This is a genomic window from Peristeroidobacter soli (genome assembly GCF_004138485.1).
GTDB lineage: Bacteria > Pseudomonadota > Gammaproteobacteria > Steroidobacterales > Steroidobacteraceae > Steroidobacter > Steroidobacter soli.
In genome coordinates, this window is the sequence record NZ_RYEV01000005.1 from 518,643 (window position 1) to 534,386 (window position 15,744).

Below are 15,744 nucleotides of genomic sequence, written 5' to 3' on the forward strand. Positions count from 1 at the left end.
CGATTCCCTTAGACTAGGGACCATGTCCCGCGTCGTTTTCTATTTCACCGTTGCGCTGGCCGCGCTGGTGGCGCTGTTCGTCAGCGCCATGAACATCGATCGTGTCGAAGTGGAGCTGGCGTTCCTCAAGATCGCAACTCCGCTGGGACTGGCGCTGGTGGTGGCCTTCGTCGCCGGGCTGGTGGCGGGGCTGATCTGGCGCGTCTACTGGGTGGCCGAGCTGCTGAACGAGCGTGGCCGGCTGCGACGCGCTTTGCGCCTGGCCGAGCAGCGCGCCCGGGCCGCCGCCGCGACCGGGGAAAATGCCGGCTGACCCGCCGTCCCTATTGCTGATCGTCGCGCTGTTCGTCGCCGCGGCTGCCGGCTGGCTATTCGGACGCTACCGTGCCAGCGCCGGCGCGACCCCTCCCGAACCGAACCGGCTCTCCGAAGAATATTTCCGGGGCCTGAGCTTCCTGCTCGATGAAGAGCCGGACAAGGCATTGGAAGTATTCCTGCGCATGGCCGATGTCGACAACGACACCGTCGAAACTCACTTCGCGCTGGGCAATCTGTATCGCCGCCGGGGGGAAGTGGAACGGGCGATTCGCGTGCACGAAAGCATCATGGCGCGGCCGTCGTTGAGCGACGACCATCGTCTGCACGCGATGTTTGCTCTGGGCGAGGATTACTTTCGCGCCGGCCTGTTCGATCGCGCCGAACGTTTGTTTCTACAGCTCGCCGACGGCGGCGGCCGTCACGTGCAGGCATTGCGATATCTGTTACGGATCTACGAGCAGCAGCGCGATTGGGAGCAGGCCATCGTGGCGTATCGCAAGCTCGTCGCGGTCGCCTCTGCCGAGCATCCGACCGCGATCGCTCACTACCACTGTGAGCTCGCGGAGCAAATGCGTGCCAAGGGCGATTTCACCGGCGCTCGCGAACAACTGCATCACGCCCGGGATGCCCAACGTAACTTTCCTCGCGGCGCATTGATTCGCGCCGACATCGCGCTCGATATGAATCAGCCGGAGCTGGCGGCTTTGCTGTGTCAGCGCGCGGTCGAGTTGCATCCGAAGCTGCTGACATTGGCGCTGCCGCGAGTGATGCGTGCGATGCGCGGAACGGATGCGGTTGAGATCGAGCGTCGTTTTCGCGCGTGGATGCGACCTGATCCGGTGGCCCGTGCAGAGCTTGCATACGCCGCCATCGTGGCCGGCTTGGAACAGGAACCCTTCGTCCGCGAGTGTTTGCCCGACCTGCTGCGGGAGGATCCCACGCTGGGCGAAATTGTGAGCGCCACGAGCGGCGATCCCTCACAGTTGACGGCGGAGCAATGCACCGCGCTGGCAACCGCGCTCGGCCGGATTCTCCGGCGCACCCAACGCTATCGCTGCGTGGACTGCGGCTTCGCGAGCGCGGCGCATTTCTGGCAATGCCCCGGCTGCCGCAGCTGGGACGCGTTCGCGCCCGTGGCATTGCTGGACCTGGCGCCCGGCATGTATCGCCGCTGAGCACATTTCCGTACCCATAATCGACCGATTGCGGGGCGTTTTCCCCAGATATCGAGCACCTTTCGCCACCCCTTCCGGCCGACACTCTCCGCCGCCGACAACGGCAAACCATTCAAGGAGAGAATCATGTCGAGTCATTTCGTGAGGCGCTCGGTGCAGGTGCTGATCTGCAGTCTGTTACCGGCGGCGGTCTGGGCCGGACCGGTGGATATCAATACCGCCGATGCCGCCACCATCGCCAAGGAGCTGCAGGGCATCGGGCTCAGCAAGGCGCAGGACATCGTCGAGTACCGAGAGAAGAACGGCGCCTTCAAGAGCGCCGACGAGCTGCGCAAGATCAAGGGCATCGGTGCCAAAACGTTGGAACGAAACCGCGTCAATATCCGTATGGATTCGGCGACAACCGGCCCCCGCAAGGGCAGCTGAGCAGGGCAGTAGCGTGAACTGTGCCCGGTCACCAGCGACCGGGCCTTTTGTCACCCCTCCCGCGTCGGCCGCTTGCGATATCATCGGGGCCGCACCTAAGTACCCAACGCGGAGATGTGCAGTGGCGAAGACGAACGAGATCAGAACGGCAGTATTTCCGGTGGCGGGGCGCGGCACGCGCTTCTTGCCGGCCACCAAGGCGAGCCCCAAGGAGATGTTGCCGATCGTCGACAAGCCGCTGATCCAGTATGCCGCCGAAGAGGCGCTCGCCGCCGGCGCGCGCAAGCTCGTGTTCATCACCGGCAGCTCCAAGCGCGCCATCGAAGATCATTTCGATTCCGACCACGAGCTGGAAGAAGCGCTGGAGGCGCAGAATAAGCACGACCTGCTCAAGGCACTCAAGGACATCGTGCCGTCGTGGGCCAGCTGTATTTACATTCGCCAGCCCTCGCCGCTCGGTCTGGGTCACGCCGTGTGGTGTGCCAAGCCGGTGGTCGGCGATGAACCTTTCTTCGTGCATCTCGCCGACGACTTGATCGATGCGCCGACGCCGTGCCTGCGTCAGATGGCCGAAGTGTACGCAGAGCGTGGCGGCAGCGTGCTCGGTGTGGAAACCGTGCCGCGTACCGAAACCGACAAGTACGGCATCGTCGCGACCGAAGAGCGCGATGGCCGGGTCAGCAAAGTGAAACAGATCGTCGAGAAGCCGCGTCCGCAGAACGCGCCGTCGACGCTCGCGGTGGTCGGCCGTTATCTGTTGTCACCCACCATTTTCGCGAAGCTCGAAAACACCGGCCGCGGCGCCGGCGGCGAGATTCAGCTCACCGACGCGATCGCCGATCTGCTCGACGAGGAGAGCGTGTTTGCTTATGAGTTCGAAGGCAAACGCTACGACTGCGGCAGCAAACTCGGGTATCTGCAAGCCACCGTCGAATACGGATTGAAGCACGAAGCCCTGGGCACCAAGTTCCAGGACTATCTGCGCAACCTCGCGGCGACGCTGCCGCCGAAGTAACTTTTGTTTCAGAGACCCAAGATGTCAGCCAACTCAGATCTGCACGCCCGGCGCAACGCTGCGCTCACCAAGGGCATGTCCACCATGCTGCCCGTCTATATCGAGAAGGGGCAGAACGCGGAAGTTTGGGACGCGGACGGGCGTCGTTACGTCGACTTCGCCGGCGGTATCGCCGTGTTGAATACCGGTCACTTGCATCCGCATGTGAAGGCCGCTGTGGTGAAGCAGCTCGACGCGGGCTTCACGCATACCTGTGTGATGATCACGCCGTATCGTGTGGCGGTTGAATTGGCCGAGAAGCTCAATGCACTGGCGCCGGGGCCGACGCCGAAGAAGACCATGCTGGTTACCACCGGTGCCGAAGCCGTGGAGAACGCGGTGAAGATCGCGCGTGCTCACACGGGGCGCTCCGCGGTGATCGCATTCGGCGGCAGCTTCCATGGCCGCACTTATATGGCGATGGCGCTGACCGGCAAAGTATCACCTTACAAGGTGGGCTTCGGTCCGTTCCCTGGCGACGTTTATCACGTGCCGTATCCGGTGACGTATCACGGTGTGACCTCGGACGACAGCCTCGCCGCGCTCGAACAGCTGTTCAAAGTCGCCGTCGAGCCGTCGCGCGTTGCCGCCATCATCATCGAGCCAGTGCTCGGCGAGGGTGGTTTCTATGCGGCGCCGGTGGAGTTCATGAAGGCGCTGCGCGCGCTGTGTGACAAGCATGGCATCGTGCTCATCGTCGATGAGATCCAGACCGGTTTTGCCCGCACCGGCAAGATGTTTGCTATCGAGCACTACGGCGTCGAACCGGATCTGATGACCATGGCGAAGAGCCTCGCGGGCGGCTTCCCGCTGGCGGCGGTCGTCGGCAAGCAGCAGATCATGGATGCGCCGATCACCGGCGGGCTCGGCGGTACGTATGCAGGCTCGGCTGTGAGCTGTGCCGCTGCGCTCGCCGTGATCGAAGTGATGGAGAAGGAGAAGTTGCCGGCGCGTGCCAATCAGGTCGGCGACATCCTGATGCAGCGTCTGCGCAAGTTCCAGGGCGAGTTCACCTGCGTGGGTGAAGTGCGCGGGCTGGGCGCGATGGTCGCGATGGAGCTGGTGCGTAATCGCGATGCGCATGCGCCCGATGCGGATCTGGCCAAGGCGCTGGTCCAGCGCGCGGCGGCCAATGGCCTGGTGCTGCTCTCGTGCGGGCTCTATGCCAACGTGATTCGTTTGCTGGTGCCGCTGACCGCGTCCGACGCGATCATCAACGAAGGCCTCGACATCATCGAGAAATCACTCCGCGAGGTGCTGGCGGCGACGGCGCCGGTGGCTGCGACCGGCTGAGCCGCTCGGAACCTTGCGGCGGCCGAAGGCGGGCAACGCCAGCGGCAACAGGCCAAGGAACAGCAGCAACCAGTCGAAGCTGCCGCCGCCCCCGTTGCTCTGACCGATCGGCGAGGAGGCCGGCGGAACCTGGGTCTCGGGCGGCGTGCTGGTGACCATCGCGAAATCGGTGTCATCGGTCGCGCCCGCGTCGTCCGTCACTCGCAGCCGCAACGTGAAGCGGCTGTTTCCACTCACTTGCAATGTGGTCGACGCGGCCGCCGCGTCGGCGATGGTCGGCGCCGCGCCCGTGACGTTGACTATGCTCCACTGATAACTCGTCACCGTGCGCGGATCCGCCGCGAAGCTGGTGCTGCCGCTGATGTTTACGGCGACGTTGGGATTGATGGTTGCGGTCGACTGCACGATGCCGAACGGTTTACGGGCTGCATCCACCGCGGCCTTGGTATTGAGCATGCCGGCGCCGCAGGTGACCGTCGTGCAGATACATTCGCCCCCTTGCACGAAATTGGTCGGCACGCGGCAGATCGCGTTGGTCGTCGCGCTCGAGGTGGGGAAGGGCGACGCCGATTCCTGTAACAGCGTCGTGTACTGATCCGGGGTGAGGCGCGGGTTCACCGCGTGCATCAACGCCGCGGCTCCAGCTACCAAAGGCGCCGAGAAGCTGGTACCGAAGTTCGGCCGAGTCACGAAATCCGTATAACTCGGGGCCGCAGGGGCCTTCTCGCCCGTGTCGACCGCCACCTGCAACGCGAACTGGCAAGGCGCGGCGTCGGTGAACGGCGGGCCCGGATTCACGCAATTGCCGCCAGGGGCGGAGATATCGGTGCCGGGGCCGAGATTGCTGAAGCCGATCTTGGTGCCGATGTGGCGAATGCCACCGACGCCGAGCACGTTCGAGCAGTTCGCAGGCGTGCCCGGAGGAATGCCGTCATTGCCAACCGAGGCGACGATCAAGGTGCCACGCCCCGTGATCTCATCGACGGCGGATTGATAGGCGGCATTGCAGTCGTCGTCACCGCCGAGGCTCAGGTTGATGATGTCGGCGGGGTTCTGGTTCGCGGGCGCGCCGTCGACGATCAGGCCCGCGGCCCAGCGCATGCCATCGATGATGTCCGAGTCGAAGCCGCCGCATTTGCCGAGAACTCGTACTGGCAGGATCCGAGTGCCCCAGCCGGTGCCCGCCATGCCGACGCCATCGTTGCTCGATGCGCCGATCAAGCTCGCGACGCGCGTGCCATGCCAGGAGCTGTTGCCCGTCGCGCAATTGGTGAAGGGCGCCGAGGTACGATCGGCCGCGTCGACCCAGTCGCCGGGATCGGTGGCATCCGCGTCCCGCACATCGCCGTCGTTGGCGACGCGGGCATCGGAGATGAAGTCGTAGCCGGGCAGTATCTTGGCCGTGAGATCGGGATGATCGGGACGGATGCCGGTATCCACCACGGCGACCACCGCAGTGGTGCCCGTGCTGTCGGTGGTGACGTCCCAGGCCTCACTCGTATGAGTGGCGGCCGGTTGAGTGCCGAGCAGGTACCACTGATTGGCGATCAGCGGGTCGGACGGGATCTGCTGGATCTGGCGGCGTTTGTCGGCGACCGCGAAGGCCACGTCCGGATCGGCATTGAGCTTGTCGAGCACGGCCTGCAGTTCGTTGCCGCTCATGGCGCGATCGAGCTTGTATACGTCGGTATTCGAGCTACTGCGCCGCTTGTGCTGGATCGACAGACCCGAGCTCGCGGTGAGCTTGCTCGCGCGTTGCACGGGGGAAGCGGCGAGCGTCGTTTTGGCACCGCTGCGCCAACGCACGATGATCTGATCGGTGGCATCGGGTGCCCGCAACCGGGGACCGGTGTAGTCCCGCGTTTGGGCGAAGGCCGGCAAGGCGACCAACGCGGACAGCACGACGGCGGCGAACATCTTCATCTGCGATTCCTTTAGATCCCTCGACGAGTGTACGTCTGCGCGAGCGGCGATCAAACCATCGCCAGGGTGTACGGTGGATGAATATTGCATCCGATCCGCGACGGCGGGCGAATCCATTCCAGGTCAATCACCGAGGGTATTCGCTGCCACAAACGTCCTGGATTCCGTGACGTAGCGCACGGTCGACACCTTGCGAGGGTCGTAGCCGGGTCGGTAGCATCCGTCGCGAATTTAACAAATAAAATCGTTCGGGATGGCAGCGGGTCGCAAGCAATCGCAGGGAGGAGCAAGTGCTGGCGCATTTGTTTCTGCATGTACCAAATCGCAATCATCGGCGCGGGCCCCGCGGGCCTCAGCGCAGCCGCACGCGCAGCGGCGCGTGATCAACAGGCGAGGCGCTCGAGCCCCAGCTACATACTGCTAGAAGGCTTCAGCGCGCACGCCAAGACCATCCAGCGTTACCAGAAGGGTAAGCATGTGATGGCCGAGCCCGGCTTCCTGGATCTGCGCAGCGATCTGGGCTTCGGCGCCGGCAGCCGCGAGAAAATTCTGTCGTCGTGGGGCGACGGTCTGCGTCAGCTCAGCGTCAACATCCGGCACAACGCTGAAGTCCGGAAGATCGGCGGCGGCAAGGGCGCGTTCTCGATCCAGCTCACCAGCGGCGAGACCCTGCAGGCCGCCTGCGTCGTGCTCGCGATCGGCCTGGAAGGCAATCCGCGCAAGCTGGGCGCGCCCGGCGAGGACCTGGAGCGGGTTCAATATCAGCTCGACGATCCCAAGGAATTCAGCAACGAAACCATCCTGGTGGTCGGCGCCGGCGATTCGGCCATCGAAAACGCACTGGCCCTGGCCGAACAGAACGAGGTCTGGATCTTGAATCGCGGCAAGGAATTCAGCCGCGCCAAGGACGCCAACCTCAACGCCGTGGTCGCGGCCATCACCGATCCGCGCCGCCGGTTGAACTGTCATTACGAGACCAGCATCAAGAGCGTCACCCAGACCAACGGTGCCATGCCTCTGTCGGTCGTCATGCAGACCGCGACGGGCGAGAAGACGGTGCAGTGTCACCGCATCATCGCGCGTCTGGGCGCCATTCCGCCCCGCAAGTTCGTCGAGTCCATCGGCATCAAGTTTCCGAACGAGCGCGCCGACGCCATTCCCGAGCTGAGCCGTCACTACGAAAGCAACGTGCCCGGCGTCTACATCATCGGCTCGCTGGCGGGCTATCCGCTGATCAAACAGGCCATGAACCAGGGCTACGACGTGGTCGAGTTCATCAACGGCAACGACGTGAAGCCGGCCGACCACGCGCTCCTCGAATATCAATTCTTCGGCCTGCCGTTCGAGCGCCCGGTGGATGAGATCATCGAACGCTTCCAGACCCTGATTCCGATGTTCCGCCAGATGAACCCGCTGGCGTTTCGTGAGCTGGTGATCGAGAGCGACCTGCTGGTCGCGTTTCCAGCCGGTGCCGAGTTCGACGATGCCCGCAAGCGGATGGGGGTGTTGCAGAAGAAGCTGGCGTTGAAAGATCCGCAGCCGCGCATGACCCGCGTCATTCGTGAGGGCGAGGTGATCTACGAGCCCGGCGAGTTCGGCACGTCGTTCTTCACCATCGTCGATGGCGAGGTGCTGCTCGAAGCCACCGGGCCGCAGAGGATCCGCACCCGGTTGGGGCGCGGTGAGTTCTTCGGCGAGATGAGTCTGCTGTCGGGCCGGCCGCGCCTGGAGAAAGCGGTCGCGGGTCCGGGCTGCATCCTGGTGGAGACACCTCGACGGACCATGGTGAAGCTGATCAACTCCAACGAGGAGGTGCGCAGCGGCATCGATTGGATCTTCATCGTGCGCGAGCTGCAGCGACACTTCGCGCCGTTCGCCACGCTCAGGGAGCTAAGAAACATCGCCACGCGCGTGACGCTGCGCAAGCTCAAGGCCGGCGAAGTGCTGTTCAGCGAGAAAGAACCCGGCGACTCGTTGTTCGTCTTGCGCTCGGGCGCGATCACGTTGTTACGTCGGCAAGGTGACGAGGACAAGCTGGTGTCGCAGGTTCGCTCCGGTCAGCTGATCGGTGAGATGGCACTGATGGGCGATCCGGTGCGACGCGAGACCGCGACTGCCAACGTTGCCGCCGAGCTCATCGAGATCAAACGCAAGGAATTTCTCGAGCTGACGCGTCGTGACGACGCGCGGCTCGATCCGCTGCAGAAGGACGTGAGCCGGCGCGTCGTGGACAACGCGCGCATGCAGGTGCGGCCGGAAGCGGGCACGCTGATGAACTTCCTGATGGACGAAGGGCTCGGCGAGGCCACCAACGTGCTGGTGATCGACGAAGCGCTGTGCGTCGGTTGTGACAACTGCGAAAAGGCCTGCGCCGAAACTCACGAAGGCGTGTCGCGACTGGATCGCGAAGCCGGCGCGACGTTCGCCAACATTCACATCCCGATCTCCTGCCGTCACTGCGAGCAGCCCCATTGCATGAAGGACTGCCCGCCGAATGCATTGCGCCGCTCGGAGAGCGGCGAGGTCTATATCAACGAGACCTGCATCGGCTGCGGCAACTGCGAGGCGAACTGCCCGTACGGCGTGATCCGCATGGTCTACGACGCGCCGAAGAAGCCGGGCCTGGTGTCCTGGATGCTGTTCGCGATCGGCAGCGGCCCCGGCGAAGAGCCCGATTACACGCCCTCCGCCAAGGCCAAGGACAAAGGCAAGAAAGCCACCAAGTGCGACGCCTGCGTCGGCCTGAAGGGCGGACCGGCCTGTGTGCGAGCCTGTCCGACCGGTGCGGCCATTCGCATCGGACCGGAGCAATTCATCGACCTGGTCGAGGAGCGCAAGCGGTGATCCACCGCAATCTGCTCTCGTATCGCGGCGCTCGTTACCTCTGGTGGTCGCTGGGGCTGATCATCGCGTCCTGTGCTCTATATGTCACACAGGGCGACTCGCAGCCGCCCAACGGCGGCACCTGGCAGGGGTATGTGCTCGGCACGGTCGGCGCGCTGCTGATCGTCTGGCTGACCATGCTCGGTGTTCGCAAGCGTCGCTACAGCTCGACCACGGGCACCGTGCAAGGCTGGACGTCGGCCCATGTGTATCTCGGTTCGGCGCTGATCGTCATCGCGACGTTGCATTCCGGCATCCAGGTTGGCTGGAATCTGCACACGCTTGCGTATGTGCTCATGTGTGTGGTGATTCTGAGTGGCTTCTTCGGCCTGTACACGTACATGAGCTACCCGCAGCTCATTTCCAAGAACCGCGAGGGTGGGGCACGCGCGGAATTGTTTGCTGAATTGTTCGAGCTGGATCGAAATGCTCGCTCGGTGGCGAGCCGTTGCGCGCCGGACGTCGCCATTTCCGTCGACAGCAGCATCGAGCGCACGACGCTGGGCGGCGGCATGTATTCGCAGCTGTTCAGTCGCGACGACTCGTATTTCGTTCGCGGCGAGGGCAAGCCGGTTCGAAACACCGACCAGCAGCGAGTCATCGATTTCGTCGGCGCCCGCCTGCCGCGGGCGGCCAAGGGTGCCGAGGCCGCCAATCTCCAGCAGCTCATCGTCCTGCTCTGTCGTCGCCAGGCCGTGCTACGACGAATCCGTCGTGACATTCGTTTGTACGGCTGGCTCAAGATCTGGCTGTACTTTCATGTGCCCATCACCATCGCGCTGCTCGTGGCGCTGGTGTTGCACATCGTCGTGACGTTCTTCTACTGGTAGCCGCGCATGGATGCATTACTACGCGAGCTACGGGAAGGGCCAGACGGTATCGCCGAGTACTACGATACCGAGATCAGCAGCAAAGCGCTGTCGATCGGCAGTGCCGCCGATCGCAACATTCAATTGTTGGGTCGAGGCATCGCGCCCGAGCATGCGGTCATCGTGCTGGCCGGCTCGCAGCTGATGCTGGAGTGCCGGCGCGGCGAGGTCGTTCGACTCAACGGCAGGAAGAAGGCGACGGCGCGGCTCAACGTCGGCGATGTGATCGAGCTGGCCGGACATCGGCTGCGCATCGCTCAGCCGCCGCCGGGGTTCAATGCCGCCATCGAGCTGCAACCGAACGATCGCATCGACGCCAGCGCGTTCGAAAGCGCCTTCCGCACCGACCTGTCCCAGACCTGGCTCGGCAAGCGCGCCATGGCGTGGACCGGCGTGGTGCTGGTGCTGTTGTTCGGATTGATGCTGCCGTTCTTCGTCATGAAGTTGCATCACGCCGGCACGGCGACGCCTTCATGGGTGCCGGGCGACAAGTTCTGGAACACCGGACCGCTGCATCAAGTGCATCAACAGGCGACTGGCGATCGCTGCGAGACGTGTCATCAGAAGCTGTTCCAGCGCGTGCAGGACGCGGCGTGCACCGAATGTCATCGCACGACGCACGATCACATCATGCCCGCGCGCCTGGCGCTCACCGAGCTCGGACCGACGCCGCGCTGTGCGACCTGTCATCGCGAGCACAACGAGCCCCAGACCTTCCTGGTCAACAGCGGCGACGGGATGTGCGTCGCTTGTCACGGCGATCCCGAGCACGGTTTCGGCGAGATCAAGCTGGATCGGGTGCTGGGCTTCGGCTTGCAGCGTCATCCCGAGTTCAAGCCTCACCTGCTGGTCTCGACGACGGCGCCGGCGGGCTCAGGCCTCACGTATGAATGGAAGACGCTGGTCGCCGAGCTGGACCAGGCGAAGGAACAGTCGAACCTGAAGTTCTCTCACCAGCAGCATCTGGATCCGGATCAGGTGCTCCGTCGCGGCGACAGCAAGCCGATGAACTGCGCCGACTGTCATCGCCTGGAGCCGGATGGCGAGCACTTCGCGCCGATCCGGATGGAAGGGCAATGTTCGTCGTGTCATGAGCTCACGTTCGATCCCGGCGCGCCGGATCGTCAGCTGCCTCACGGCAAGCCGCGCGAAGTCGTGCTCACGCTGCAGGATTATTTCACCCGCAAGTTCTCCGATCCAAACGCCGGCAAGGTGACCCGCGAGCGTCGTCGCCTGCCGGGGCATGAAGAGGAGGAGGAGACCTGCACCGGCGCGCCGTTCGATTGCGCCATGCGCAGTGCTCGCAAGGAAATCGAAAGTCAGTTTACCCGGCGCGGCTGCATCGGCTGTCACGCCGTGATCGACACGCAAGCGCCCAATGTGTTCGATCGCTTCCAGGTCATTCCGATCAAGTTCGCGCGCGACTATTTCCCCTCGAATCGCTTCGATCATCGCAGCCACCAGATCCAGGGCAAGCTGACCGGCGACGACGCGTGCCTGTCCTGCCACGCAGCCAAAAAATCCGAGGACGCCAGTGATCTGATGGTGCCGGGCATTACGAAATGCACCGAGTGTCATGGCGATAAGGCCGCGGCCGAGCGAGTCACCGTGCAATGCGTGAGCTGTCACGAATATCACCCCCGCGATCCATCGCTGCGGGACATCTTCAGCAGCAGCCCGAGTCCGCGCATCACGACGCAATTGATCCCAAAGGCTGCGCGACCGCAGGAGCGCGGCCTGGGGAATTCCGCGGCAGAGCGAATGGGCGAAACCAAACCGGCGCCTGCGGGCGAACTCGCTGGATCATGAGACAGACTTCACAGATTCGCTGGTGGCGGGGCTTGCTATTGCCGTTTTCGGCGGTCGTGCTGGCGGCATGCTCAGGCGGCTCGCCCACCACGCCGACGACAGGCACCGATACCAGCAATCCGAATTGCACTGGCACTTGCCTTGGCACGTCGCTATCGAATCTAACCGTCGCCGATGTGCAACGGGTGATCGCGCAGGGCGTCGCCGAAGCGCAGGCACGCGGCACGAATGCAACGATCGCGGTCGTCGATCGCGTCGGCAACGTGCTCGCCGTGTACCGCATGGGCGACGCGAGCACGCGCTCGGTCACGGTGACGACGTCGCCGGACGGCAGCGCGCCGATCTCCGGTGGGTTGGAAGGCATTCGTCTGCCGGTGCAGGCGGCGATGGTGAACATCGATCAAGCGGCGGCCATCGCGAAGGCGGTGACCGGCGCGTATCTGTCTTCGGAAGGCAACGCGTTCTCCACGCGGGTCGCCAGCCAGATCGTGCAGGAACATTTCAATCCGGGGGAGGACTTCCAGCCCGCCGGCCCGTTGTTCGGGGTGCAGTTCAGTTCGCTCGCCTGCTCCGATCTGGTTCGCTCGTTCACCGGAACACCGGGCCCGGGGCCGCAGCGGACGCCGCTTGGATTATCGGCAGACCCTGGTGGTTTCCCGCTCTACAAGAACGGCACCGTGGTGGGCGGTGTCGGTGTGCTGGCCGATGGCTTCTACAGCATCGACAAAAACATTCTGGATCGTGACATCGACGTGGACGAAGCGATCGCGCTCGCCGCGACGTTCAGTTATAGCGCGCCGGTCGATCGACGCGCGGATCGCATCACCGTCGACGGCAAAGTGCTGCGCTTCACCGATGTGGAGTTCGCCGATCTCAGCACCAACCCGCAGTCGGCCGCAGACTTCAGCACACTCACCGCGGCCGTGGGTGCGCTGATCATGGTGCCCGGCTATACGGACGGTGTGATTCGCGACGGCACGGTGTTCGGCCAGCCCGGGTCGGGTGTGCGACCGGACGGCGATATGAATTTTCCGGGGCGGGATGCGTTCGTCCTGGTCGATGAAACCAACAACCTGCGTTATCCGCCACGCGCCGGCACCGATGGAGCGTCGGCGCTGACTGAAAGCGAAGTTCGCACGTTGCTCCAATCGGCGCTCGATGTCGCGAACCGCGCCCGTGCGCAGATCCGCCGCCCGGTGGGATCACAAGCGCGCGTGACGATCTCGGTGGTCGACTCGCAAGGCGTGATTCTGGGCGTTGCTCGCACGCGTGATGCGCCTCTGTTCGGCACGGACGTGTCGTTGCAGAAGGCGCGCACTGCCGCCTTCATGTCATCGAGCACGGCGGCGAGCTTCATCGCGACCTTGCCTGACGCGCGATATCTCAGCACGACGGACGCCTCCGTCAGTGTCGTGCGCTCGATTCAATTGAGCAGCTACGTGGATGCGTTGCGAACCTTCATTGGCAGTCCCACCGCGCTTGCCGACGGTCAGATCGCATTCACCGATCGCGCCAACGGCAATCTGTCGCGACCGTTCTTTCCCGATGGCATCAACGGCGCGACTCCGGGCCCGTTGAGCAAGCCGGCCGGCGAGTGGAGCCCGTTCTCCACCGGCCTGCAGCTCGATCTGGTGATGAACGCGACACTTCAGCACGTGTTGTTCGTGGCCGGCGTGCCCGGAATTCCCGATGTCGCGACGGGCTGCGCGGGCGTGCAACTCGCCACCGACCTGACCAGCGTGGGGCAGACGATCACGGGCGTGCGTCTGGCGAATGGGCTGCAGATCTTCCCGGGCAGCGTGCCGGTTTACCGAGGCAATGTGTTGATCGGCGCGGTCGGTGTGTCCGGCGACGGCGTCGATCAGGACGACATGGTCGCGTTCATGGGCCTGCACAATGCCGGCCAGACGTTGAGCGGCGCGATCAACAACGCCCCGGCGGAAATGCGCTCCGACAATCTGCTGCCGCAAGGCGTGCGCCTGCGCTATGTGCAGTGTCCGCAGGCGCCGTTCATCGACGGCACGGACGACAACGTGTGTGGAGGGAAGTGACGTGAGCAAGAAACGTCAACCACTGACTGCTTCGTTACTCACGATCAGTACGTTTGTCGTTACCGCGACCGCATGGTCGACGAGCGCGAACTCCGCTGAAGTTTGTTATCAGGACGACATCGGCCGCATCGTGAAGCGACGCCGGCCGGGCTACACCGAAGTGCCGTGTCCGCAGGAGGGCAGCGCGCAGCAGCCGACGACGCCGACGGGCGAAGGCGTGCCGCCGCAACCGCCGGAAGCTCAACGAGTCCTGCCGGTGCCGTCCGTTGAGGACACGGGCCGCGCGCCGAGACGCCGGGTGATGGAACGAACACCACCCGCGTCGATCTCGCCGATCCCGCGGCCGGGTCTCACGGATTTCGTCGACTCCGTGCCCATGCCCGATCGGTGGCGCATCGTCGACACGCTGGGCTACAAGGAACGTTGGTGGGATCCGTACAACCGCAACGTGCTCAAGGCGGACAAGCCGGTGGTCGGCGACGATTGGTTCTTCAACCTGGGATTGATCTCCGACACGGTGTACGAGATGCGCGAAGTGCCCACCGGCATCGGCGCGATCTCCACCGACCAGCCCGGTGGCATCGATGTGTTCGGCAGCTCCGATCAGTGGTCGGTGTCCCAGAACATCAGCGCCGAGTTTGTCTATTACAAAGGCAACACCGTCTTCAAGCCACCCGATTGGGAGTTCCGCCTGACGCCGGTGGTGTCGTACAACTACACCGAGCTGGAAGAAATCCAGGGCGTGAACGCCGATGCGCGCAAGGGACTGACGCGCGACGATACGTTCGTCGGCTTGCAGGCCGCGTTCGTGGACAAACATCTGCGCAACGTTTCCGACAACTTCGACTTCGACAGCTTCCGCATCGGCATTCAGCCGTTCTCGTCGGACTTCCGTGGCTTTCTGTTCCAGGACAACCAACTGGGCGCGCGCCTGTTCGGTACCCGTGGCAACAACAAATGGCAGTACAACCTCGCGTACTTCCGCCGCTTGGAGAAGGACACGAACAGCGGCTTGAACGATGTCAGCGAGGCGCCGCGCAAGGACGACGTGTTCGTCGCGAACCTGTATCGACAGGATTTCCCGGTGCTCGGCTTCACATCGCAGGCGACGGTGCTCTACAACCGCAACCGCGAAGATGAGCTGCGTTACAACGCCAATGGCTTCATCGAGCGGCCGACGTCGTTGGGCCTGGAGCAGCTTCGTGAGTACGACGTGACTTATGTGGGCTACAACGGCGACGGCCATTTCGGTCGGTTGAATCTCACGACCTCGGTGTATTACGCGTTCGGCGACGAGACGCCGAGCGTGTTCGTCAATCAGAAGGTCGACATCAGTGCGCTGTTCGCGGCGGCGGAGCTGTCGATGGACTTCGACTGGATCCGCCCGCGCATCTCGCTGTTGTACGGCAGTGGCGACGACGATCCGTTCGACGACGAGGCGCACGGCTTCGATGCGGTGTTCGAGAACCCGCAGTTCGCCGGCGCGGATACCAGTTACTTCATCCGTCAGGCCGTGCCGCTGATTGGTGGCGGTCGCGTGAACCTCGCGACACGTAACGGGGTGTTGAACAACCTGCGCTCGTCCAAGGAAGAGGGTCAGTCCAATTTCACCAATCCCGGCATCGTGATGGCGGGCCTCGGGGTCGACATGGATCTGATGCCGGAGCTGCGCCTGTCCTTCAACGCGAACACGCTGTACTTCGACGACACGGCGGTGCTCGAAGTGGCGCGCAATCAAGGACCGATCGACAAGCACATCGGCTATGACGTGTCGGCGTCGCTGGTGTATCGCCCGATGATGTCTCAGAACATCGTGATACGCGCTTCATACGCAACGCTGATTGCCGGTGACGGCTTCGACGCGTTGTTCCCGGACGAGGATCCGGGCTACTTCCTGCTCAACGCGGTCTTCGCTTACTGAGGGTTGTGCTCGGACATGCCAA

11 protein-coding genes are annotated in these 15,744 nt (G+C 63.7%); 10 read left to right on the forward strand and 1 reads right to left on the reverse strand.

Annotated features, from left to right (window positions below; translation table 11 throughout):
• Nucleotides 1-22: 22 nt before the first annotated feature.
• The 5 genes from EKO19_RS23830 to gabT all read left to right on the forward strand — a co-directional run bounded on the left by EKO19_RS23830 (nt 23) and on the right by gabT (nt 4,266).
• Nucleotides 23-313 carry a LapA family protein gene (locus EKO19_RS23830; RefSeq protein ID WP_129779243.1) on the forward strand — a complete coding sequence of 97 codons (291 nt, stop codon included), beginning with the start codon at nt 23-25 and terminating at the stop codon, nt 311-313.
• Nucleotides 303-1,493 carry a tetratricopeptide repeat protein gene (locus tag EKO19_RS23835; RefSeq protein WP_129779245.1) on the forward strand — a complete coding sequence of 397 codons (1,191 nt, stop codon included), beginning with the start codon at nt 303-305 and terminating at the stop codon, nt 1,491-1,493. The genes EKO19_RS23830 and EKO19_RS23835 overlap by 11 nt, the downstream gene beginning before the upstream one ends.
• Nucleotides 1,494-1,619: 126 nt before the next feature.
• Nucleotides 1,620-1,919 carry a ComEA family DNA-binding protein gene (locus EKO19_RS23840; protein ID WP_129779247.1) on the forward strand — a complete coding sequence of 100 codons (300 nt, stop codon included), beginning with the start codon at nt 1,620-1,622 and terminating at the stop codon, nt 1,917-1,919.
• A gap of 121 nt (nt 1,920-2,040) precedes the next feature.
• On the forward strand, nt 2,041-2,934 hold the full coding sequence (gene galU / locus EKO19_RS23845; protein ID WP_129779249.1) for a UTP--glucose-1-phosphate uridylyltransferase GalU: 894 nt from the start codon (nt 2,041-2,043) through the stop codon (nt 2,932-2,934).
• Between the two features lie 21 nt (nt 2,935-2,955).
• Nucleotides 2,956-4,266, forward strand: coding sequence for a 4-aminobutyrate--2-oxoglutarate transaminase (gene gabT / locus EKO19_RS23850; protein ID WP_129779251.1), 1,311 nt, complete (start codon nt 2,956-2,958; stop codon nt 4,264-4,266).
• Here gabT and EKO19_RS23855 read toward each other — a convergent pair.
• Nucleotides 4,216-6,189 carry a S8 family peptidase gene (locus EKO19_RS23855; RefSeq protein ID WP_157995411.1) on the reverse strand — a complete coding sequence of 658 codons (1,974 nt, stop codon included), beginning with the start codon at nt 6,187-6,189 and terminating at the stop codon, nt 4,216-4,218. The two genes, gabT and EKO19_RS23855, sit on opposite strands and share 51 nt — an antisense overlap.
• Before the next feature lie 312 nt (nt 6,190-6,501).
• Here EKO19_RS23855 and EKO19_RS23860 point away from each other — a divergent pair, with 312 nt between their 5' ends.
• The 5 genes from EKO19_RS23860 to EKO19_RS23880 are packed head-to-tail and all read left to right on the forward strand — an operon-like array spanning nt 6,502 to nt 15,722.
• The gene (locus EKO19_RS23860; RefSeq protein ID WP_129779255.1) at nt 6,502-9,033 is read left to right on the forward strand and encodes a cyclic nucleotide-binding domain-containing protein; all 2,532 of its coding nucleotides are present in this window, start codon (nt 6,502-6,504) and stop codon (nt 9,031-9,033) included.
• On the forward strand, nt 9,030-9,902 hold the full coding sequence (locus EKO19_RS23865; RefSeq protein ID WP_129779257.1) for a hypothetical protein: 873 nt from the start codon (nt 9,030-9,032) through the stop codon (nt 9,900-9,902). Before EKO19_RS23860 ends, EKO19_RS23865 begins: the two co-directional genes overlap by 4 nt.
• Before the next feature lie 6 nt (nt 9,903-9,908).
• Nucleotides 9,909-11,750 carry an FHA domain-containing protein gene (locus tag EKO19_RS23870; protein ID WP_129779259.1) on the forward strand — a complete coding sequence of 614 codons (1,842 nt, stop codon included), beginning with the start codon at nt 9,909-9,911 and terminating at the stop codon, nt 11,748-11,750.
• On the forward strand, nt 11,747-13,801 hold the full coding sequence (locus EKO19_RS23875; protein ID WP_129779261.1) for a heme-binding protein: 2,055 nt from the start codon (nt 11,747-11,749) through the stop codon (nt 13,799-13,801). The genes EKO19_RS23870 and EKO19_RS23875 overlap by 4 nt, the downstream gene beginning before the upstream one ends.
• Nucleotide 13,802: 1 nt before the next feature.
• Nucleotides 13,803-15,722, forward strand: a complete 1,920-nt coding sequence (locus EKO19_RS23880) for a hypothetical protein (RefSeq protein ID WP_129779263.1) — start codon at nt 13,803-13,805, stop codon at nt 15,720-15,722.
• Nucleotides 15,723-15,744 lie beyond the last annotated feature (22 nt).